The sequence below is a fragment of the Streptomyces sp. NPDC025833 genome (assembly GCF_055558055.1).
This window is the reverse complement of record NZ_JBVHNF010000027.1, coordinates 1-21,336: the sequence shown is the minus strand read 5'-3', so window position 1 is coordinate 21,336 and position 21,336 is coordinate 1. Positions and strand designations below refer to the sequence as shown.

General features: G+C 74.3%; 18 protein-coding genes. 10 read left to right on the top strand and 8 right to left on the bottom strand.

The window, feature by feature from the left end; genetic code table 11:
• Window positions 1-34: 34 nt before the first annotated feature.
• The 3 genes from ACZ4K2_RS34160 to ACZ4K2_RS34150 form a co-directional block, all read right to left on the bottom strand.
• Window positions 35-688: a hypothetical protein gene (locus ACZ4K2_RS34160; protein WP_467467802.1), complete on the bottom strand. Its 654-nt coding sequence runs from the start codon at window positions 686-688 to the stop codon at window positions 35-37.
• Window positions 676-1,215, bottom strand: a complete 540-nt coding sequence (locus tag ACZ4K2_RS34155) for a SigE family RNA polymerase sigma factor (RefSeq protein ID WP_030781607.1) — start codon at window positions 1,213-1,215, stop codon at window positions 676-678. Before ACZ4K2_RS34155 ends, ACZ4K2_RS34160 begins: the two co-directional genes overlap by 13 nt.
• 273 nt (window positions 1,216-1,488) lie before the next feature.
• On the bottom strand, window positions 1,489-2,364 hold the full coding sequence (locus ACZ4K2_RS34150; protein WP_467467799.1) for an HhH-GPD family protein: 876 nt from the start codon (window positions 2,362-2,364) through the stop codon (window positions 1,489-1,491).
• A 180-nt stretch (window positions 2,365-2,544) separates the two neighbouring features.
• Here ACZ4K2_RS34150 and ACZ4K2_RS34145 point away from each other — a divergent pair, with 180 nt between their 5' ends.
• Window positions 2,545-3,411: a hypothetical protein gene (locus ACZ4K2_RS34145; RefSeq protein ID WP_467467797.1), complete on the top strand. Its 867-nt coding sequence runs from the start codon at window positions 2,545-2,547 to the stop codon at window positions 3,409-3,411.
• 154 nt (window positions 3,412-3,565) lie between these two features.
• Here the strand turns inward: ACZ4K2_RS34145 and disA are convergent, their stop codons facing one another.
• Together disA and radA are read right to left on the bottom strand one after the other, a co-directional pair.
• Window positions 3,566-4,690: a DNA integrity scanning diadenylate cyclase DisA gene (gene disA / locus ACZ4K2_RS34140; RefSeq protein ID WP_467467795.1), complete on the bottom strand. Its 1,125-nt coding sequence runs from the start codon at window positions 4,688-4,690 to the stop codon at window positions 3,566-3,568.
• An 80-nt stretch (window positions 4,691-4,770) separates the two neighbouring features.
• Window positions 4,771-6,180 carry a DNA repair protein RadA gene (gene radA / locus ACZ4K2_RS34135; protein WP_467467793.1) on the bottom strand — a complete coding sequence of 470 codons (1,410 nt, stop codon included), beginning with the start codon at window positions 6,178-6,180 and terminating at the stop codon, window positions 4,771-4,773.
• A 220-nt stretch (window positions 6,181-6,400) separates the two neighbouring features.
• Here radA and ACZ4K2_RS34130 point away from each other — a divergent pair, with 220 nt between their 5' ends.
• Window positions 6,401-8,131: a hypothetical protein gene (locus tag ACZ4K2_RS34130; protein ID WP_467467791.1), complete on the top strand. Its 1,731-nt coding sequence runs from the start codon at window positions 6,401-6,403 to the stop codon at window positions 8,129-8,131.
• Between the two features lie 90 nt (window positions 8,132-8,221).
• On the opposite strand, the gene ACZ4K2_RS34125 is transcribed toward ACZ4K2_RS34130, so the two are convergent.
• Window positions 8,222-9,052 (bottom strand): DUF3109 family protein, encoded by an 831-nt coding sequence (locus tag ACZ4K2_RS34125; protein WP_467467789.1) that lies wholly within the window; start codon window positions 9,050-9,052, stop codon window positions 8,222-8,224.
• Between the two features lie 71 nt (window positions 9,053-9,123).
• Between ACZ4K2_RS34125 and ACZ4K2_RS34120 the strand changes: the two genes are divergently transcribed.
• From ACZ4K2_RS34120 to ilvD, 4 genes are all read left to right on the top strand, one after another.
• Window positions 9,124-10,065 carry a Ppx/GppA family phosphatase gene (locus ACZ4K2_RS34120; protein WP_467467787.1) on the top strand — a complete coding sequence of 314 codons (942 nt, stop codon included), beginning with the start codon at window positions 9,124-9,126 and terminating at the stop codon, window positions 10,063-10,065.
• Window positions 10,066-10,161: 96 nt separating this feature from the next.
• Window positions 10,162-10,986 (top strand): sugar phosphate isomerase/epimerase family protein, encoded by an 825-nt coding sequence (locus ACZ4K2_RS34115; RefSeq protein ID WP_467467785.1) that lies wholly within the window; start codon window positions 10,162-10,164, stop codon window positions 10,984-10,986.
• Window positions 10,987-11,204: 218 nt separating this feature from the next.
• Window positions 11,205-11,906: a TetR/AcrR family transcriptional regulator gene (locus ACZ4K2_RS34110; RefSeq protein WP_467468793.1), complete on the top strand. Its 702-nt coding sequence runs from the start codon at window positions 11,205-11,207 to the stop codon at window positions 11,904-11,906.
• 137 nt (window positions 11,907-12,043) lie between these two features.
• Window positions 12,044-13,897 carry a dihydroxy-acid dehydratase gene (gene ilvD, locus ACZ4K2_RS34105; protein WP_467467783.1) on the top strand — a complete coding sequence of 618 codons (1,854 nt, stop codon included), beginning with the start codon at window positions 12,044-12,046 and terminating at the stop codon, window positions 13,895-13,897.
• Window positions 13,898-13,958: 61 nt separating this feature from the next.
• Here the strand turns inward: ilvD and ACZ4K2_RS34100 are convergent, their stop codons facing one another.
• Window positions 13,959-16,160 carry a protein kinase domain-containing protein gene (locus ACZ4K2_RS34100; protein ID WP_467467781.1) on the bottom strand — a complete coding sequence of 734 codons (2,202 nt, stop codon included), beginning with the start codon at window positions 16,158-16,160 and terminating at the stop codon, window positions 13,959-13,961.
• A gap of 165 nt (window positions 16,161-16,325) precedes the next feature.
• On the opposite strand from ACZ4K2_RS34100, the gene ACZ4K2_RS34095 reads away from it, so the two are divergent.
• From ACZ4K2_RS34095 to proC, 4 genes are all read left to right on the top strand, one after another.
• Window positions 16,326-16,664 (top strand): SH3 domain-containing protein, encoded by a 339-nt coding sequence (locus ACZ4K2_RS34095; protein WP_467467779.1) that lies wholly within the window; start codon window positions 16,326-16,328, stop codon window positions 16,662-16,664.
• Between the two features lie 96 nt (window positions 16,665-16,760).
• The gene (locus ACZ4K2_RS34090) at window positions 16,761-17,285 is read left to right on the top strand and encodes an EamA/RhaT family transporter (RefSeq protein ID WP_467467777.1); all 525 of its coding nucleotides are present in this window, start codon (window positions 16,761-16,763) and stop codon (window positions 17,283-17,285) included.
• Window positions 17,286-17,869: 584 nt separating this feature from the next.
• Window positions 17,870-18,664: a class I SAM-dependent methyltransferase gene (locus ACZ4K2_RS34085; protein WP_467467775.1), complete on the top strand. Its 795-nt coding sequence runs from the start codon at window positions 17,870-17,872 to the stop codon at window positions 18,662-18,664.
• Window positions 18,665-18,773: 109 nt separating this feature from the next.
• Window positions 18,774-19,586 carry a pyrroline-5-carboxylate reductase gene (proC, locus tag ACZ4K2_RS34080; protein ID WP_467467773.1) on the top strand — a complete coding sequence of 271 codons (813 nt, stop codon included), beginning with the start codon at window positions 18,774-18,776 and terminating at the stop codon, window positions 19,584-19,586.
• A 109-nt stretch (window positions 19,587-19,695) separates the two neighbouring features.
• Here the strand turns inward: proC and trpS are convergent, their stop codons facing one another.
• Complete coding sequence (gene trpS, locus ACZ4K2_RS34075; RefSeq protein WP_467467771.1) at window positions 19,696-20,724, bottom strand: tryptophan--tRNA ligase; 1,029 nt, start codon at window positions 20,722-20,724, stop codon at window positions 19,696-19,698.
• Window positions 20,725-21,336 lie beyond the last annotated feature (612 nt).

Sequence of the window (21,336 nt, the reverse complement as noted above, 5' to 3'; positions counted from 1 at the left end):
TGCTCTCAGTCCTCGTGGGTGTGCGTGTGGGGGGTCAATTGTCCGCCGCGGGCCGCGAGACCCCGCCGCCGGCATGGCTGTACTCGTTCCGGATGGGCTTGCCCGCGACGAACCGGCCGCCCTTCCAGGTGTACGGCGTCACGACGTCACCGGACGGGCTGGAGATCGGGTCGTCCTGCTCGTAGTACTGCCGGAAGACCGACAGGTTGCCCCGGTCGATCTCCGCGTAGACCGGGGAGTCCTCGCTCTTGAAGACGTTCGTGAACCTGCCGTCCTCGTCCCGGTACACGTACGAGGCGATCCCCACCCAGTCCGCGCAGGTCATCACGTTGACGACGACGTCGTCGACCGTGGCGTCGGTGAGGTCGCCGTAGGAGACGTCGACCTGGTACTTGTCGCCGTCGCAGGGCTTCAGCTCCCGTTTCACCGTCTCCGACACCTGGGGGTCTTTCCGGAGCAGCGCCACCGCGTCCACCCGCCGGTAGCGGTCGGAGGGCTTGGGGGCGGGGGAGGTGACGGAGCCCGCCACCGCCGAGCCGTGGGCCGGGCCCTCGTCCCGGGCACCCGTGCCCCCGCTGCCGCAGGCGGCGAGGAAAAGGGCGAGGGCGGCGAGCGCGGCCCCCGCCGCGATCACCGCCTGTGTACTGCCCGGGACCCGGTCGGGTCCGGCGCCGGTCAGGCCGCGCAACGCTCCCGCTCCTCACGCTCCAGCGCGCGTGCGTCCAGATCGCGGGCCTCCAGCTCCTCGCGGAGCCGGGCGAGCGCCCGGTGCAGCGTGCTCTTGACCGTACCGGCCGACATGCCGAGGGCCGCGGCCGTCTCCTCCGTGGACATCTGCTCCCAGTGTCGCAGCACCACGACGCTGCGCTGCTTCGGTGCGAGCACCTTCAGGACGTCCATCAGCAGGGCCCGGTCGGCGTGCTGCTCGGTGGAGTCGTCCACGGAGGCGTCGGGCAGCTGCTCGGTCGGGACCTCCTCCAGCTTGCGCGCCCGCCACCACTCGGTCCTGGTGTTGATCATGACCCGGCGCAGGTAGGCGTCGGCGAGCCGCTTGTCGGCGATGCCCTCCCAGCGGCCGTACGTCCGCACGAGCGCGGTCTGGAGCAGGTCCTGGGCGTCGACCGGGTCGGGGACCAGCCGGCGGGCGCTGCGCAGCAGCGCGTCCTGCCGGGTGCGGACGTACTCCTCGAATTCGAGCACCTCGCCCTGCGCCATGATCAACCGCCTCCGTTCCCCGTTGTCCCCCGGCTCCTGCCGGAAGTCCCGCTCCGTGTGCGCCCGGTGGTCCGCCGGGCACGAGGAAGAAGCTACGGAGTGGTTGTCACGGGGCTGTGCGGACCAGCCTGCGGCTGGCAATCGGCTGTCCGTCGGTTGTGTAACAGAAGCCGAAGAGGGGTACAGCCGGGGGAAGTTATGCCCCAGTGCGGGGTGATTTGCCCGTCCTGTTCCTTCGTGACGAACGCCCGGGGACTGTGACCTGGCTGTGCGTCAGCCCAGCGGCAGCCGGTACAGGGCGCCCGGCAGCGGCTCCACCAGACCGTCCGCGACCAGCCCGTCGAGCGCACGGGCCCGCTGCACCGGCTCGTGCCACACCCGGTCCAGCGCCGCCTGGGGGACGGGGGTGTGCGCCTCCCGCAGCACGGCGAGCAGCTTGCCGCGCACCTGCCGGTCCGTACCGGCGTACGTCTGCCCGCGCCGCGCGGGGCCCGTGTGCTCCGGCTTGCCCGCGAGCCGCCAGGCGCACTGCGCGGCGATCGGGCACCGCGCGCACGCCTCGTTCTTCGCGGTGCACACCAGCGCGCCCAGTTCCATCGAGGCGGCGGCCCACCGGGCGGCGGTCCCGTCGTCCTCCGGCAGCAGCTCCCGCGCCAGGCGCCGCTCGGCGGCCGTGGTCGCGTTCGGCGGGTACTGCACGCCCGTCACCGCCCGCGCGAACACCCGGCGCACGTTCGTGTCCAGGACCGCGTGCCGCTGCCCGTAGGCGAACGAGGCCACCGCGGCGGCCGTGTACTCGCCGATGCCGGGCAGCGCCAGCAGTTGCCCGTGGTCCGTCGGCACGTCCCCGCCGTGCCGCTCCGTTATGGCCACCGCGGCGCCGTGCAGGCGCAGGGCGCGGCGCGGGTAGCCGAGCCGGCCCCAGGCGCGCACCGCCTCGCCCGGCGCCTCCTTCGCCAGGTCGGCGGGGCGCGGCCAGCGGGCCAGCCACTCCTCGTACACGGGCAGCACCCGGTTCACCGGCGTCTGCTGGAGCATGAACTCGCTGACCATCACGCCCCACGGGCCCGCCTCCGGGCGGCGCCAGGGGAGGTCGCGGGCGTGGATGTCGAACCAGGCGATCACGGGGGCGTGGAGCTTCTCAGTCATGGCCTTCCGATCCTGCCACGGGTTGGCGGGCGTGGTGGGTGACGGCGCGGTCACCGAGGGTGGCGAAGTGTGAAGAACCGTCCCACTCGGGGCAGTTACCGGGATGATGATCCGGAAAAGTTGGTGGTGGCGCGGCGGGTGAAGCAAGCCCGCGCGCCGATCTCTCGTACAGTTTGGGCCGTGGGATCTCTGCGCAATCCGATCGGGCCGCTTCCCTCCACCATCTACTGGCGCCGGAGGGTGGTTCTGCTGTCCCTGCTCGCCGTGCTGGCGCTGGTGATCACCTGGATCGTCACCGCCGGCGGCGGGGGCGGCAAGAAGAACGCCGACGGGGCCGACGGCAAGAATCCCACACACACCATCACGCCGGGACCGAACCCGTCCGGTTCCGCGGTCAGCCGACACCCGGGCGGGCGCGACGAGTCGGGCGGCGAGGACACCGGCAGCGGTTCCGGCTCCGGGTCGGGCTCCGGTGGGGGCGGGTCGCAGGGGTCGGCGGACGGCTCCAACGGCTCCTCGGGTTCCGCCGGTTCGTCCGGCTCGTCGGGCGGTGCCGGTTCCGGCGGTTCCGGCGGCGGTCCGGGTGCTGCCTCCGGCGGCAGCGCGGTCGGCACGGGCGATGTGCTCCCCGCGTCCTCCACGGTGCCCGAATGCGCTGCAGGAGCGGTGGAGTTGGACCTGCGCAGCGTGCGCAACTCCTACTCGCCGGACCAGACACCCGTCTTCGAACTCACCGCGAGGAACCGCTCGTCGGCCGACTGCAAGGTGGATCTCGGGCCGAAGAGCGCGGTGTTGACGATCACGCCGGCGGACGGCGACGACGTCTACTGGTCGTCGGCCGACTGCCCGGCGGGTCCGGGCGGCCTGGTGTTCCGGGTGCCCGCGGGCGAGAGCATCACCTACACCGTGAAGTGGGACCGCAAGCCGAGCACCCCGCAGTGCGCGACGCCCCCCGCCGGGTCGGCGAGGACGGGCACGTACCTGCTGGAGGCCAAGGCCCCCGGACAGGGGAAGTTGCAGACGTCGTTCGTACTGTCCGCGGACTAGCGGACTAGCGGACTAGCAGGCCGGCGGACGAGCGGGCCGGCGGGCCGGTGGAGCAGCGGGCCTCCGGGGCGGCGGGCCTCCGAGCCGGCGGGCCTCCGGGACGCTGGGCTCCGGGCGGCGCACGGCCCGAGCACGCCGGCGTCCGCGCCAGAACTCAGACGTAGCGCTCCAGGATCGACGACTCCGCCAGGCGCGACAGCCCCTCCCGCACGCTCCGCGCCCGGGCCTCGCCCACGCCGTCCACGGTCTGGAGGTCGTCCACGCTGGCGGCGAGGAGCTTCTGCAGGCCGCCGAAGTGCTCCACGAGACGGTCGATGATCGCGCCCGGCAGGCGCGGCACCTTGGCCAGCAGCCGGAAGCCCCGCGGGGACACCGCGGAGTCCAGCGTCTCGGGGGAACCGGTGTAGCCCAGCGCGCGCGCCACCGTGCCCATTTCGAGCAGTTCCGCGTGGGACAGCGCGTCCAGCTCGGACAGCGCCTCGCCGACCGTGCGCGAGCGCTTCGCCGTCGGCTCGGGCACGTAGTCCCGGACGACCAGCTCACGGTCGGGCTCGACCCCGGCGATCAGCTCCTCCAGCTGGAGGGAGAGGAGACGGCCGTCCGTGCCCAGCTCGACCACGTACTCGGCGATCTCGGTGGCGATGCGGCGCACCATCTCCAGGCGCTGCGCGACCGCCGACACGTCCCGGACCGTCACCAGGTCCTCGATCTCCAGCGCCGACAGCGTGCCCGCGACCTCGTCCAGGCGGAGCTTGTACCGCTCCAGGGTGGCCAGCGCCTGGTTCGCGCGGGACAGGATGGCCGCGGAGTCCTCCAGCACACGGCGCTGACCGTCCACGTACAGGGCGATCAGCCGCATCGACTGGGAGACCGAGACGACCGGGAAGCCGACCTGCTTGCTCACCCGGTCCGCCGTGCGGTGCCGGGTGCCCGTCTCCTCCGTGGGGATGGTCGGGTCGGGCACCAGCTGGACGCCCGCGCGCAGGATCTTCGACAGGTCCGACGACAGCACGATGCCGCCGTCCAGCTTGCACAGCTCCCGCAGCCGGGTCGCGGTGAACTCGACATCCAGCACGAAGCCGCCCGTGCACATCACCTCGACCGTCTTGTCGGAGCCGAGCACGATGAGGCCGCCGGTGTTGCCGCGCAGGACCCGCTCCAGGCCGTCGCGCAGTGCCGTACCGGGTGCCACGGCACTGAGCGAGGCGCGCATCAGGCGATCGGGACCGGCACCTCCACCGGACTTTCCGGGAGCTGCTGCCCGGTCGTTGGCTGCCACTGCACTCCTCCGGTCGCAGGTTCTGCCGCGCTCCCGTTCCCGCGCTCTGTTCGCACGGACGGGCGAGACCTGCGCAAAGTCTACCGGCGCTCTTCGGCCTCCCGTGGGGCCTCCCGGCGACGGGAGCGCGGCAGAACCCGGAGCGCGTCCCCCATGTCGGCGACTTCGACGACCTTCATGCCGGACGGCACCTTGCCCGGATCGGTCGGCACGAGCGCGTGCGTGAATCCCAGCCGGTGCGCCTCCGCCAGCCTGCGCTGCACGCCGGTGACCCGTCTGACCTCGCCCGCGAGGCCCACCTCGCCGATCGCCACCAGGTTCTTCGGCAGCGGGGTGTCGCTGGCGGCCGAGGCGAGCGCGAGCGCCACGGCGAGGTCGGCGGCCGGCTCGGACAGCTTCACACCGCCGACCGTCGCCGAGTAGATGTCCCGCTTGCCCAGGGCGCTGATCCGCCCGCGCTGCTCCAGGACCGCCAGCATCATCGACACGCGTGAGGTCTCCAGGCCCGACGTGGTGCGCCGCGGGGAGGGGATCTGCGAGTCGACGGTCAGCGCCTGCACCTCGGCCACCAGCGGCCGGCGGCCCTCCAGGGTGACGGTCAGGCAGGTGCCCGGGACCGGCTCGGCCCGGCGGGTCAGGAACAGGCCGCTGGGGTCGGCGAGGCCCGTGATGCCCTCGTCGTGCAGCTCGAAGCAGCCGACCTCGTCCGTCGCCCCGTACCGGTTCTTCACGCCCCGGACCAGGCGCAGGCGCGCGTGCCGGTCGCCCTCGAAGTGCAGGACGACGTCCACCAGGTGCTCCAGCAGGCGGGGGCCGGCGATGGCGCCGTCCTTGGTGACGTGGCCCACCAGCAGCGTGGACATGCCGCGGTCCTTGGAGGCGCGGATCAGGGCGCCGGCCACCTCCCGGACCTGGGCCATGCCGCCCGGCGCGCCCTCGATCTCCGGGGAGGCGACCGTCTGCACCGAGTCGAGGATCAGCAGGGACGGCCTGACCTCGTCCAGGTGGCCGAGGACGGCGGACAGGTCGGTCTCGGCGGCCAGGTACAGGTTGTCGTCGAGGGCGCCGATGCGGTCGGCGCGCAGCCGCACCTGGCTCGCCGACTCCTCACCCGTCACGTAGAGGGTGCGGTGCTCGGCACTGGCGGACTTCGCGGCGACGTCCAGCAGCAGGGTGGACTTGCCGACGCCCGGCTCGCCCGCGAGCAGGACGACCGCGCCCGGGACCAGACCGCCGCCGAGCACCCGGTCCAGCTCGGGTACGCCGGTCGTGCGGGCGGTGGCCTGCCGGCCGTCGACCTGGCCGATGGGCAGCGCGGCGGTGCTCACCCGGCCCGGCGCCGTCGTCCGGACCGCGGGCGCGCCGTACTCCTCGACCGTGCCCCATGCCTGGCACTCGGGGCAGCGGCCGAGCCACTTGGCCGTCTGCCAGCCGCACTCGGTGCAGCGGTAGGACGGACGGTCCTTGGTGGTCTTGGTACGCGCAGCCATGCGGAAACCGTAGCCCGCGGCACCGACAACGGGCCCGGCGCCCGCCGCCGCGGGGCCCGGGAGGCGGGCGGGCGAACCGTTCCCGGCCACCGGCCGCCGCCATCTGGCCACGGAACAAAGCGTTCCTGTCCCCTTATGAGGGATCGTTTCACCCGTACGGATTAAAAGTGCTCAAGGTTCCAGAAGGGGCACTCCGGAGCCGCCTACGGTCGCACGGGTGATGAGCAGCAGTCCGGAGACGACCACCCGCACGACCGGGGCGCACCGCACGCACCGCGAGCCGCGGGACGCCCGACGCGAGACGCGGGAGGCACGCGACCGCGCCGCCGCACGCGCCCTCGCCCAGCGCACGCCGACGCGCTACGAGCCGTACCTGGACGGCCTGTTCACCTACTGCATGTCGGTGCTGTGCGACCACGACGCGGCCACCGCCGCCCTCGGCGACGCCCTGGTCCTGGCCGAGCGCCGGGGCCACCGGGTCCCGCAGGCCGCCGCCGACCACCGGGCCTGGCTGTACGCGCTGACCCGCTGGGCCTGCCTGCGCAAGCTGGCCGAGACCAAGCAGAAACGTCAGGCCACCCACGCGGCGGGCCGGTCCGGACCCGGGCAGGACACCGGGAAGACCGCCCCCGGCCCCGCCCACACCCCCGACGTCCAGGACCGGCGGCGCCGCGAACTCGCCCTGCTGGCCTGGCCCGAGGCGGCCGGCACCACCCCCGAGCAGCGCGAGGCCCTGGAGCTGGCCGTCCGCCACCACCTCGCCCCGCCGGAGGTCGCCGCCGTCCTCGGCATGGAGCCGGCCGCCGCCCGCGAACTGCTCGCGGCGGGCGCCTGCGAGGTCGAGCGCACCCGCGCGGCCCTCGCCGTCGTCGAGGCGGGCGGCTGCCCGGGCGTGGCCCACCTCACCGGCGACAGCCGGATGGTCCTGAGCACGGCCCTGCGCCGCGAGCTGGTCCGGCACGTCGACGACTGCCCGCGCTGCCGCCGCACCGCCGAGCGCACCGCCACCGGCCACTGGCCCGGCGCCACGGTCACCCCCGCCGAGCTGCCCGTCCTCCGGGCCCCGCGCGCGGCCCTGCACGCGGACCCGGCGCACCGGCGCGCGCGGGGCGGGGCCGCCCCCCGCTTCGACCGGCGCGGCTTCCCGATGGACCCCAAGGACCGCGCGGCCCGCCGCGACCGCCTGCGCGCGCGTGCCGTCACGACGACCGTCGTCGCCACGGTCGTCGCCGCACCCGTCCTCGCCCTCTGGGCCGCCTACCGGGGCGGGCCCGCCGGTGAGGACGACGGCCCGTCCGCGACCGCGCCCGAGGCGCGGGGCCCCGGCGCGCCCGGCGGCGACACGGCCGGCGGGTACGAGAACGCGGGCAACGCGAGCGCGCGGCCGGGGCCCCGGATCGGCGAGGACGGCAAGGCGGACGTCTCCGTGGAGGTCGTCAGCGTCGGCGGGACGGGCGAGCGGGGCGCGGGCCGGCTGACCGTCGGCGCGGCCAACGACGGCGACACGACCCTGATCACCCTCACGGCGTCCGGCGCCTCCGAGGTCCGCTGGTCGCTCTCCACGCCGGCCGCCTGGCTGTACTTCAGCCGGTCCGCGGGCACCCTGGCCCCCGGCCGGACGTTGACGATCCGGGTGTACGTCGACCACCTGCGCGAACCGGCAGGACACTGGACCGCACGCGTGGCGGTGGCCCCGGCGGGCGCGGTGGTCACCATCGACGGCTACGGCACGGCGCCGAGCCGTCCGACGCCCCCGCCGCCGTCCGCCGACCCGACCACTCCCGGTCCGGCCGGCACGCCCCCCGCCGAGCCGCCCGTCACCCACTCCCCGCCGCCCGCGGACCCGACGCCCACCCCGACCGACCCGCCCTCACCGACCGACTCCCCGACGCCTACCCCGGCCCCGACCGACAGCGGGACACCGGACCCGACGGAGAGCCAGGGGAGCTGAGGGAGCCCGGGCGGAGTGCCGGGCAGGATCGTTCCTGGGCATACGGGCGCCGGGTCCGCGGCCGGGGCCGGGGCCGGGAACAGGCGGGGGCTACGGCGCGGGATCGGCGGGGTGCGGGGCCACCAGCGGCAGTTGCGACGCCAGCCGCTGCTCGCACAGGGCGACAAGACGGTCGTAGCCGGCCTTGCCCATCAGCTCCGTCAGCTCGGCGCGGTAGGAGACGTACACCGGGTCCCCGGCGCCGTGCGCCGAGGTCGCCGAGGTGCACCACCAGTGCAGGTCGTGGCCGCCCGGCCCCCAGCCCCGGCGGTCGTACTCCCCGATGGAGACCTGGAGCACGCGCGTGTCGTCCGGCCGGTCGATCCAGTCGTAGGTCCGCCGGATCGGCAGCTGCCAGCACACGTCCGGCTTGGTCTCCAGCGGCTCCCGTCCCTCGCGCAGCGCCAGGATGTGCAGCGAGCAGCCCGCGCCGCCCGCGAACCCGGGCCGGTTCTGGAAGATGCACGACCCCTGGAAGGGCCGCGTCTGCCGGGAACCCTCCTCGTCCTCGGAGACCCAGCCGTTCCGCGTGCCCTCGTCGTGGTGCTGCCAGATCTCCGGCGTGAGCCGCGCCACGTGCCCGGCGACCCGCTTCTCGTCGTCCTCGTCGGAGAAGTGCGCGCCCAGCGAGCAGCACCCGTCGGCCGCGCGGCCCGCCTGGATGCCCTGGCAGCCGCTGCCGAAGATGCAGTTCCAGCGAGAGGTCAGCCAGGTCAGATCGCAGCGGAAGACCTGCTCGTCGTCCGCCGGATCGGGAAACTCCACCCAGGCGCGGGCGAAGTCGAGACCCTTCTCGTCGCCCATCGTCGCCTCCTTGGAGGTTTCGGCGGACTTGCGTACTTTGCCCGCCTTTTCGGCCTTCGCCTTTTTCGTCTTTGGCACCCGTCCAGGGTAAGTGGCCCGGAGCCGCTTAGGGGACCGTGGAGGGGCGTTCTGGCAGTAGCGTGCCGTACATGAGACTCGGTGTCCTGGACGTGGGTTCGAACACGGTGCATCTGCTGGTGGTGGACGCCCACCCCGGTGCGCGCCCGCTGCCCGCGCATTCGCACAAGGTCGACCTCCGGCTGGCCCAACTCCTCGACGGCGGCGGAGCCATCGGCGACGACGGCGTGGACCGACTGGTCGCCGTCGTACGGGACGCGCTCCAGGCCGCCGAGGACAAGGGGGTCGAGGACCTGCTGCCGTTCGCGACCTCCGCCGTGCGCGAGGCCACCAACGCCGACGACGTCCTCGCGCGCGTGGCCGACGAGACCGGCGTACGGCTCCAGGTCCTCAGCGGCGCCGAGGAGGCCCGGCTGACCTTCCTCGCCGTGCGCCGCTGGTTCGGCTGGTCCGCCGGGAAGCTGCTGGTCCTGGACATCGGCGGCGGCTCCCTGGAGATCGCCTACGGCATGGACGAGGAGCCGGACACCGCCGCCTCCCTCCCGCTCGGCGCCGGCCGCCTCACCGCCGGCTGGCTGCCCGGCGACCCGCCCCTCCCGGAGGACGTCCGCGCCCTGCGCCGGCACGTCCGCGCGGAGATCGCCCGCACCGTCGGCGAGTTCAGCCGCTCCGGCACCCCCGACCACGTGGTCGCCACCTCGAAGACCTTCAAGCAGCTCGCCCGCATCGCCGGGGCCGCCCGCAGCGCCGAGGGCCTCTACGTCCAGCGCGAGCTGAAGCGCGAGTCCCTGGAGGCGTGGGTCCCGCGGCTCTCCGCCATGACCGCGGAGCAGCGCTCCGAACTCCCCGGGGTGTCCGAGGGCAGGGCGAACCAGCTCCTCGCCGGCGCCCTGGTGGCCGAGGGCGCGATGGACCTGTTCGGCGTGGAGAGCCTGGAGATATGTCCGTGGGCCCTGCGGGAGGGCGTCATCCTGCGGCACCTCGACCACATGGAGACCCCGCGGACCGCCTAGGGTCCGGGCGGGGACCCGGCGCCCGCCCGTACCCCCGCAAATGGCGAACGTCACACCGGCGAACAGGTACCCGACACCCGAACCACCCGACGCCGTATGGTGACGGACGTGGCTGAACCAACTGACGTGCGCATCGCGCTGTCGACCGCCTCCGTGTACCCGGAGTCGACGGCGACGGCCTTCGAGATCGCCGCGCGCCTCGGTTACGACGGCGTCGAGGTCATGGTGTGGACCGACCCGGTCAGCCAGGACATCGAGGCACTGCGCCGCCTGTCGGACTACCACGGCGTCCCGATCCTGGCCGTCCACGCCCCCTGCCTGCTGATCACCCAGCGGGTCTGGTCCACCGACCCCTGGGTGAAGCTCCAGCGGGCCCGCGCGGCGGCCGAGAAGCTCGGGGCGTCCACGGTCGTCGTGCACCCGCCGTTCCGCTGGCAGCGGCAGTACGCCCGGGACTTCGTCGACGGGATCTGGCGGATGGCGGACGAGACGGACGTGCGGTTCGCCGTCGAGAACATGTACCCCTGGCGGTACCGCGACCGCGAGATGCTCGCCTACGCCCCCGACTGGGACGTCACCCGCCACGACTACCGGCACTTCACGGTCGACCTCAGCCACACGGCGACGGCCCGTACCGAGGCCCTGGACATGGTCGGCCGCATGGGGGACCGGCTCGGGCACGTGCACCTCGCCGACGGCCGGGGCTCGGCCAAGGACGAGCACCTGGTGCCCGGCCGCGGCACCCAGCCCTGCGCCGAACTGCTGGAGCACCTGGTGGGTACCGGCTTCGACGGCCACGTCGTGATCGAGGTCAACACGCGGCGGGCGATGTCCGGCGCCGAGCGCGAGGCCGACCTCGCCGAGGCCCTGGCGTTCACGCGCAAGCACCTGGCGGCGGCGGTCCGGGTCCCCCGGCGATGACCGAGCCCGGCCCCCCACCCCCGCCGCCGGACGACGGGACGGCCCGCGCGGCGGACGGCGGGACGGAGCCCGCGGCGGGGGACGACAGGGCCCGCGCCGCGAACCACGACGCGGCCTGCGCGCCGGGCGGCGACGGTGCTCCCGCGCCGGACGGCGGGACGGAGCCCGCGCCGGCCGGCGGAACGCCCCCCGTGGCGGGCGACGCCGAGGCACCCGGGGTGGGCGGTGCCGGATCTCCCACTTCGGCCGCCGGTGCAGCCCCCGAACCGGACGCCGGGACGGCCCCCGAACCGGACGCCGGGTCGCCCCCCGGCGCCCGCGGATCCGCCGGGCGCCGTCGTGGGCGTCCGTCGCGCGCCGAGTCCGCGGACACCCGCGACCGCATCCTCGCCGCCGCCCGCGAGGAGTTCTCCGCGCGCGGCTACGAGAAGACCTCCGTACGCGGCATCGCCAAGGCCGCCGGAGTGGACTCCGCCCTCGTCCACCACTACTTCGGCACCAAGGCGCAGGTCTTCGAGCGGGCCGTCGAGATCGCCTTCGCCCCCGCCCTGAGCGCCCCGGCGGCGCTGGCCGACGGCCCGCCGGACCGCGTGGGGGAGCGGCTGACCCGTTTCGTCCTCGGGATCTGGGACGACCCCGCGACCCGCGCCCCCCTCCTCGCGATCTTCCGGTCCGCCGTCGACAACGAGACCGCCGCCGCCGTCTTCCGCGACCTCGTCGCCGCCCAGCTGCTGCGCCGCGTCGCCGCCCGGCTCGACCTGCCGGACGCGGAGCTGCGCGCCGAGCTGGCCGCCGCGCAGCTCGTGGGCACCGCGCTGATGCGCTACGTGATCAAGCTGGAGCCACTGGCCTCGGCGGACCTCGAACAGATCATCGCGCGGGTGGCACCGGTGGTGCAGGCTCATCTGACCCGCCCCTGACCTGCGCGGACCGCCTCGCCCGTGAAACACGCGTCCCGCATACCGGACAACCGTGTCCAGTCCTTGGAGCACCGGCGTAGGCTCGACCCCAGAGTCAGAACTCTCTGGCGGACAGGTTTTCGAAGGAGCGAGCGACGATGCCCGAGCTGAGGTCCCGCACAGTCACCCACGGCCGCAACATGGCGGGCGCCCGCGCCCTTATGCGCGCTTCGGGTGTACCCGGTGCGGACATCGGCCGGAAGCCGATCATCGCCGTCGCGAACTCCTTCACCGAGTTCGTGCCGGGCCACACCCACCTCCAGCCGGTCGGCCGGATCGTCAGCGAGGCGATCACCGAGGCCGGCGGCATCCCGCGCGAGTTCAACACGATCGCGGTCGACGACGGCATCGCCATGGGCCACGGCGGCATGCTGTACTCCCTGCCCTCCCGCGACCTGATCGCGGACTCGGTCGAGTACATGGTCGAGGCCCACTGCGCCGACGCCCTGGTCTGCATCTCCAACTGCGACAAGATCACCCCGGGCATGCTGATGGCGGCCCTGCGCCTGAACATCCCCACGGTGTTCGTCTCCGGCGGCCCCATGGAGTCCGGCCGGGCCACCCTGGTCGACGGCACGGTCCGCACGCTCGACCTGGTCGACGCGATCTCCGACGCCGTCAACGACAAGATCTCCGACGAGGACATCCTCCGCATCGAGGAGAACGCCTGCCCGACCTGCGGCAGCTGTTCCGGCATGTTCACCGCCAACTCGATGAACTGCCTGACCGAGGCCATCGGCCTCTCCCTGCCCGGCAACGGCTCGGTCCTCGCCACCCACACCGCCCGCCGCGCCCTGTACGAGAACGCGGCCCGCACGGTCATGGACATCACCCGCCGCCACTACGAGCAGGACGACGAGACGGTCCTGCCCCGCAACATCGCCACCTTCCAGGCGTTCGAGAACGCCATGGCCCTGGACATCGCGATGGGCGGCTCCACCAACACGATCCTGCACCTGCTGGCCGCCGCCCAGGAGGCGGGCGTCCCGTTCGGCCTGAACGAGATCGACGCCGTCTCGCGCCGCGTGCCCTGCCTGGCCAAGGTGGCCCCGAACGTCGCCGGGAACCGCACGTACTACATGGAGGACGTCCACCGCGCCGGCGGCATCCCGGCCCTCCTGGGCGAGCTGCACCGCGCCGGCCTGCTCAACGAGGACGTGCACGCCGTCCACAGCCCGTCCCTCGCCGACTGGCTCAAGACCTGGGACGTGCGCGGCGGCTCCCCGTCCCCCGAGGCCGTCGAGCTGTGGCACGCGGCCCCGGGCTGCGTCCGCTCCGCCGAGGCCTTCTCGCAGTCCGAGCGCTGGGACTCCCTCGACGACGACGCCGAGGGCGGCTGCATCCGCTCCGCCGAGCACGCGTACTCCGAGGACGGCGGCCTCGCGGTGCTGCGCGGCAACCTCGCCGTCGACGGCTGCGTGGTGAAGACGGCCGGTGTCGACGAGTCGATCTGGACCTTCGAGGGCCCCGCGGTCGTCTGCGAGTCCCAGGAGGAGGCCGTCCAGCGCATCCTCACCCAGGAGGTCAAGGACGGCGACGTCGTCGTCATCCGCTACGAGGGCCCCAAGGGAGGGCCCGGCATGCAGGAGATGCTGTACCCGACCTCGTACCTGAAGGGCCGCGGCCTCGGCAAGACCTGCGCCCTGATCACCGACGGCCGCTTCTCCGGCGGCACCTCGGGCCTGTCCATCGGCCACGCCTCCCCCGAGGCGGCCTCCGGCGGCACCATCGCCCTCGTCCGGGACGGCGACCGCATCCGCATCGACATCCCGGGCCGCTCGATCGAACTGCTGGTCGACGAGGCGGAGCTGTCCCGGCGCGAGCGGGCCCTCGACGGCGTGTACGCCCCGAAGAACCGCGAACGCAAGGTCTCCGCCGCCCTGCGCGCCTACGCGGCGATGGCGACGAGCGCGGACAAGGGCGCCGTCCGCGACGTGTCCCTGCTCGGCTGACCTTTCGCACGAGGGGCCGCCTCCCGGGTGGAGGCGGCCCCTCGCGCATGTCCGCGCCCGCTCACCAGGTCCCGGGCGAGCCGGCGTCCACGGCGAAGACGGTGCCGTCCGGCGCCGTCGCGTAGACCCGCGCGCCGACCGGCACCGGAGCGGGCGGTGTGCTCATGACCCGGGCCGACGCGGCGCCCAGACGGGCCGGCGTCTGCCCGACGAGCCGCCCCGCGCGGGCGTCGACGGCGAGCAGCCTGCCGTCGCTCGCGGTGAAGTACACCCGCCCGCCCCGCGCGACGGGGAGCGAACCGCGGCTCACCGACGTCTCCAGATGCCACAGGTGCCGGCCGGACCCCAGGTCCACGGCGTCCAGGGAACCGCCGGTGGCCAGCACGTAGACGACCTCGCCCCGCACGGTGGCGTGCGCGCCGTCCAGGACGCCGGGCAGCGCGACCCGCCGCGTGGCCCCCGTCCCCGGGGAGTAGCGGACGACCTCCTTCGCGCCGTAGCCGCTGTCCACGGCCAGGAAGAACACCGAACCGTCGCCCCGCGCGGCGAACGGCTTCAGCCAGCCCCGCAGCCGGACCTCCCACCGCACCCCGCCGGTACGCGGATCCACCGCGCTCACCCGGGTGCTCGCCCCGTCGGCCGACGTGCGCGTCGCGTACGCGGTCCCGTCGGCGCCGGGGAACGCGGCGAGCGACGGCACCCCCTGCCCGGGGACCGGCCGCCGCCACCGGGCGGCTCCCGTCGCGCCGTCCACCCCGGTGACCGTGCCGTCGGCGGCGGCGAGCAGGGCCGTACCGCCGGCGTACCGCACCGTCGTGCCCGCGGGCAGCCGGCGCCCCCACACCTCCTCGCCCGTGGCCGGGTCGAGCCCCGCCAGCCGCGAGCCGCCGTCCGTGTACGGCTGCACCAGCCCGCCGGAGAGGACCGGGGGCCCGCTCGCGGACCGGGTGTCCACCGCGCGCCGCCACAGCAGCCGGCCGTCGGACGCGGAGAGCGCGTAGACGGTGCCGGGCCGCGCGCAGAACAACTTCCCCGTGCCGTAGGCGCATTGCGGCATGCCCGGGCCGGCGGCCGGCGGCCGGGCCGTCCAGCCGCCGGCCGCCGCCGCCAGGGCCGGCACGCTCCCCTTCCCCGCCGCGTCCCCGCCGAACACGCCGGACAGCCCCGGCAGCCCGCCCAGCGCCGCCGGGACGAGGACGCCGGCCAGCGCCAGTCCCACCGCCGCGACCGTCAGCACCACCCGCCGCCCGCGGCGCGGGCGCCCCGCGGGCCGCGGACCGGACGCCTCCGCGGGGCCGGGAGCCACGGGCTCGGGTGCGCAGGCGGATGCCTCCGCGGGGCCGGGAGCCACGGGCTCGGGTGCGCAGGCGGGGGCGGCCGCGGGTGCCTCCGCGCTCGCGCGCTGCGCCGGTATGAACGCCTGGGTGTCGTACGACGCGGCGACCGAGCGCAGCTCCCGCATCAGCTCGTCCGGCGTGGGCCGGTCCGCGGGCTCCTTGGCCAGGCACCGGCGCACCAGCGGCACGAGGCCGGCCGGGACACCGGTCAGGTCCGGCTCGTCGTGGACCACCTGGTAGGCGACGACGTACGGGCTGTCGGAGTCGAACGGCCCGCGCCCGGTGGCCGCGTGCACCATGACCGAGCCGAGCGCGAAGACGTCGGCGGCCGGCCCCACCTCCCGGGGCCGGCGGAACTGCTCGGGCGCCATGAACGGCGGTGTGCCGATCAGCTTACCGGTCTCGGTGCGCAGTTCGCTGTCCTTCGGCCGGGAGATGCCGAAGTCGATGACCTTCGGACCGTCCTCGGCGAGCAGCACGTTGCCCGGCTTGAGATCCCGGTGCACCACGCCCACCCGGTGGATGTCCCGCAGCGCCTCGGCGAGCCCGGCCATCAGCCGGCGCAGTTGCTCGGGAGCCAGTGCGCCCTTCCGCTTCACCTCCTCGGACAGGGTCGGGCCGGGGATGAACAGGGTGGCCATCCACGGCCGTCCGGCCTCGGGATCGGCGTCGACGACGGACGCCGTGAAGGCACCGCTGACCCTGCGGGCCGCGGCCACCTCCTGCCGGAACCGACCCCTGAACTCGGGATCCCTGGCGAACTCGGCATGGACGACCTTCACCGCGAGCTTCATCCCCGAGGTGCTCCGGGCGAGGTGCACGACCCCCATGCCACCGGAACCCAGGCGGGACTCCAGCCGATAGTGACCGGCGTAGGCGGGAAGCTCCGCTTCCGCGCCCGCCCCGGTGCTGCGCTGTGGCGCCATGGACCCACCCCCGTGCTGTTCGTCCGCGCGCGCGACGCACGGAGCCTAGTCGATGACTCGAACGGGACGGAGGCGGCTTGCTAGCGTCTGGGGGCGAGTCGCGCGCATGCGTTTCGCGCCGAGTTTCGCCGAGTTCCAGGCAACCGACGGGGGAGGACCACGTTCATGTCCATTGACCGTGCAGACCACACAGATCGTGCAGACCTCGCACAGGAGGGCGGCGCCGACGGCGGCACGGCGCGGGCGGCCGCGGCCATCCGCACCTACGCCGTCGCCCCGGGCGTCCGGCTGAACGTCCGCAGCGGCCCGGGCACCGGGTACAACCTGGTCCGCGTCCTGCCGGAGGACGTCCGCGTACCGATCTACTGCCAGTCGCCCGGCACCACGGTGTCCGGCACCTACGGCACGTCCAGCATCTGGGACCTCATCGACAACGGCGAGTACGTCTCGGACGCGTACGTCCACACGGGCAGCGACGGCTACATCGCCGCCCGCTGCGGCTGATCCGGCACCGCCCCGCGACGGCGTCCCGGGGGCCACGGCGCCCCCGGACACCGGCCCGCCGGGGAGCCCGCCCGGCCCCGGAGCCATAATCGTCCCGTGAGCGACGAAACCGGCACCCCGGACACCCCGGCGGGCTCCACCGGCGGCACGGCCCGGAGCGACGGCCCCCGCCCCGAGCCCCTGCGCTTCTTCGGCACGTCCTGGGTGGACCACGACAGCGGCTACGCGGCCCGCCGGGCCGGTGTGGCCGTCGGCTCCCTCGCCGCTGCCGCCGCCTCCTGTCTGGTGCTCCGCTTCGCCTTCGACGGCATCCGGATCGCCGGCACCGGCTCCTTCGTAACCGTCCTGGTCGTCGCCATGTTCGCGATCTGCAGCGCGCTCGCCTTCCGCAACACCTGGGAGGGGTTCGGCAGCCGGCCCGACCCGCAGCGCCAGGCGTCCCTGCGCGGCCTGCTCGCCATCGGCTTCGTCGGCTCCCTCCTCGCCTACTTCGTCCGCTCCTTCACCGAGGCCCCGGGCGAGAAGCTGCACCGCGAGGAGTACGAGCGGGCACGCCAGGAGCACACGCGCCGCACCGCCCGCCGCACGGGCAACCCGTCGAAGCGCAGACACCACCGCTGACCACCCCGCCCCGCCCCCTCGCGGCGCACCCGGCCGTGACCGGCGGCAGCGCTCGCTCCGGCCCGGGGGCCGGCGCCGGCCGTGATGCCCCGTCCGGCCGGAGGCTCGTGCCCGGAGCCGCGGCCACGAGGGCCCGCACCTCGTCGAAGGCCGCGGTCGGCCGCTCCCCGCGAACCCGCCCGTGACCTGCGGACCGGCCGTGCTCGGTGCCGCCCTTGCGAGGCGTCCGCTCCAGGCCGGCACCCGCTACCGGTCCGGGCCCTGTGCCACGGAGGCCGGGCGCCGAGTCCCACGCCCTGATGGCCGGGCACCGGCCGCACCCGGCCGCGGCGGGAGACAGGGCGCGGAGGCCCGCGCCCCGGGCCCCCGGGCACGGAGCCCTGCGCTTCGGGGATCGCGGAGCGGCCGAACCGCGGGCCGGGGCGGGTCTGCGGGGCGAGGGCGGGTACGGCCACCAGGGCGCCCCGTGCGGGAAGGCCCGCGCGTCCGGAGGACGAGTGGCGCCGCGGGCCGTCATCGGCCGCGGCTCGCCGCCGCCACCCGCGCCGTTCCGTCCGCCGGCGCGGCATGGGCACCATGGCGGCATGACCACGACCTCAGCCTCGCCGGAGCCGCCCCCGCCGACGGCCGCCCTCCGCGCCCGCTCCTTCGACGCCGCCGCCGCCCAGTACGCCGCGAACCGCCCCTCCTACCCGCCCGCCCTCCTCGACACCGTCGAGGAACTGGCCGGCCGGCCGCTCACCGGCGCCCGGGTCGTGGACGTCGGCGCCGGGACCGGAATCGCCACCGCGCTGCTGGCGGCCCGGGGCGCCGACGTCCTCGCGGTCGAACCCGGAGAGGGCATGGCCGCCGAGTTCCGCCGCGCCCTGCCCCACGTCCCGATCGTCCGCGGCGACGGCAACGCCCTCCCCGTGGCCGACGCCCACGCCGACCTCGTCACCTACGCCCAGGCGTGGCACTGGACCGACTCCGCGCGCTCCGTGCCGGAGGTGCTGCGCGTGCTGCGGCCGGGCGGCGCGCTGGCCCTGTGGTGGAACGCCGACGCACTCGACGTCGAGTGGATCGCCGCGGCCGCCGGCCGCATCAACCGCTTCTTCGGCATCGACGCCGCGGAGAAGCGCAAGGTCGCGGACCGCACGGACCTGGCCGACCCCACCGGCCGCCTCCGCTTCACCCGCCGCGAGGTCCGCTGGAGCCGCCGCGTCCCCATCGACACCCACCTCGCCAACATCGGCAGCCACTCGGGCTTCCTGGTCACGCCCGCGGAGCGCACGAACGCCTTCCTGGAGGCGGAGCGCGACCACCTGCGGGAGGTCTTCCCGGACGGTGTCGTCGAGGAGACGTACGACGTGCTCCTCCTCGTCGCGGCCAAGTCCTGACCCCGTCCCCGCCCGTGGCGGCCCGGCCCCGCACCGGAGCCGCCGCGGCCCTGTTCCGCCCAGCGGACAACCACCCCGCACACCCCACCCCGGTGCGAGACTGATCCGCATGAGCCAGAAAGTCGCAGTCCTCGGCACCGGCAAGATCGGCGAAGCCCTGCTCAGCGGAATGATCCGGGCCGGCTGGGCCCCCGCCGACCTCCTGGTCACCGCACGCCGCCCGGAACGCGCCGAAGAACTCCGCACCCGCCACGGAGTCAGCGCGGTCACCAACACCGAGGCCGCCAAGACCGCCGACACCCTGATCCTCACGGTCAAGCCGCAGGACATGGGCACCCTCCTGGACGAACTCGCCCCGCACGTGCCCGCCGACCGCCTGATCATCAGCGGTGCGGCCGGTATCCCCACCTCCTTCTTCGAGGAGCGCCTGGCCGCCGGCACCCCGGTCGTCCGGGTCATGACCAACACCCCCGCCCTCGTCGACGAGGCCATGTCGGTCATCTCCGCGGGCAGCCACGCCACCGAGCAGCACCTCGCGCACGCCGAGGAGATCTTCGGCGGCGTCGGCAAGACCCTCCGTGTCCCCGAGAGCCAGCAGGACGCCTGCACCGCCCTGTCCGGCTCGGGCCCGGCTTACTTCTTCTACCTGGTCGAGGCCATGACCGACGCGGGCATCCTGCTCGGCCTGCCGCGCGACAAGGCCCACGACCTCATCGTCCAGTCGGCGATCGGCGCCGCCGTGATGCTCCGCGACAGCGGCGAGCACCCCGTGAAGCTCCGGGAGAACGTGACCTCCCCGGCCGGCACCACGATCAACGCCATCCGCGAGCTGGAGAACCACGGCGTACGGGCCGCCCTCATCGCCGCCCTCGAAGCCGCCCGCGACCGCAGCCGCGAACTCGCCTCCGGCAAGAAGGACTGACCCGAAAGGGACGGACCTCAGCAAGGGGACCGGCGCAGGAAGGCGCCGACCCGCCCGCCCCGCGCCACCCTGCCGGCGGCCCACCGCCGCCGGCAGGGCAGGCCGGCCGCTAGGGAGCAGCAGCGGTCAGCGCGGGCTGCGCCACGGGTGGCAGCAGCCCGATCGCCCGGTAGGCCCCGTCCACCGTCGGCCGGGCCAGCGCCCGCGCCTTCTCGGCGCCGTCCCGCAGCACCCCCTCCACCTGGGCCGGGTCGGCGCACAGTTCGCGGTGCCTGGCCTGGAGCGGGCGCAGCACCTCCACCACCGCCTCCGCGGTGTCCTTCTTCAACGAGCCGTACGAGTCGTAGCCGCCGGCCAGCTCCTCCGGCTTCCCGCCGGTGCACGCGGCGAGGATGTCGAGCAGGTTCGTGACCCCCGTCCGGGCCGCCGGGTCGTACACGACGTCCCGGCCGCTGTCGGTGACCGCCCGCATCACCTTCTTCCGTACCACGTCCGGCTCGTCCAGCAAATAGACGACCCCGGCCCCCGACTCGTCGGACTTCCCCATCTTCCTCGTCGGGTCCTGGAGGTTCATCACCCGCGCCCCCACCTGCGGGAGCGTCGCCTTCGGCACCACGAACGCGTGCCCGTAGCGCTGGTTGAACCGCACCGCCAGATCCCGGGTCAGCTCCACGTGCTGCGCCTGGTCCTCGCCGACCGGCACCTCGTCGGTGCCGTACGCGAGGATGTCGGCCGCCATCAGGACCGGGTACGTCAGCAGGGACAGGCGCACACCGCCCCCGCGCTCCTGCTCCTTCGCGGCCTTCTCCTTGTACTGGATCATCCGCCGCATCTCGCCGTCGGAGGCCACGCACTCCAGCAGGTACGACAGCCGCGTGTGCTCGTCCACGTGGCTCTGGAGGAACACCGTGCACACGTCGGGGTCGAGGCCGGCCGCCAGCAGCAGCGACGCCGTCTGCCTGCTGAGCCTGCGGACCCGCGCCGGATCGTGGTCCACGGTCAGCGCGTGCAGATCCACCACGCAGAACAGCGAGTCTGCCCGGTGCTGGTCCACCTCGGCCCAGCGCCGCATGGCTCCCAGGTAGTTGCCCAGGGTCAGGTGCCCCGTCGGCTGGATCCCACTGAAGACCCGAGTCATTTCCACTCCACCTTCCGGTCGGGGGCCGCCGCCCCTGCGGCCGGCCCCCTCAGGTGGAGGGAGATACGAGAACGGCCGCCGAAGCGGCGGCCGTCGAGTGCATACGTGAGCCGGCCGCCGTCAGGCGGCCCACCAGTACTGGGTGCACGTACGCGTCATCACGCCGTCCACAGTACGCCTCCGGGGTGCTCCCGGGGCGGGAGTTGACACACCCCGGGCCCGTCCGTACTGTTCTCCGAGTTGTCCGACGTGAGCGCCGACCCCGGTCGGTCCCCGGACAGCCATTCCGCAAGTACCGCGAACTCATTCGACACTCCGGTGTCGACTGCTTTGGCGCGCGTATTTGCGAAATGAGGAATCCACGTTCGAAAGAGCGACGGACCGCCGATTAGCTCGGGGGCCGGGAATCCGCTAAAGTCTCACTCGTCGGAACGGCCCAGCGGCCGGGCAGACAAATCCCGCCGACCGGGGATCGGACGCCGAAAGGATCTGATAGAGTCGGAACCGCCGGAAGGGGAAACGCGAAAGCGGGAACCTGGAAAGCGCCGAGGAAATCGGATCGGAAAAAGATCTGATAGAGTCGGAAACACCGAAGGGAAGCCCGGAGGAAAG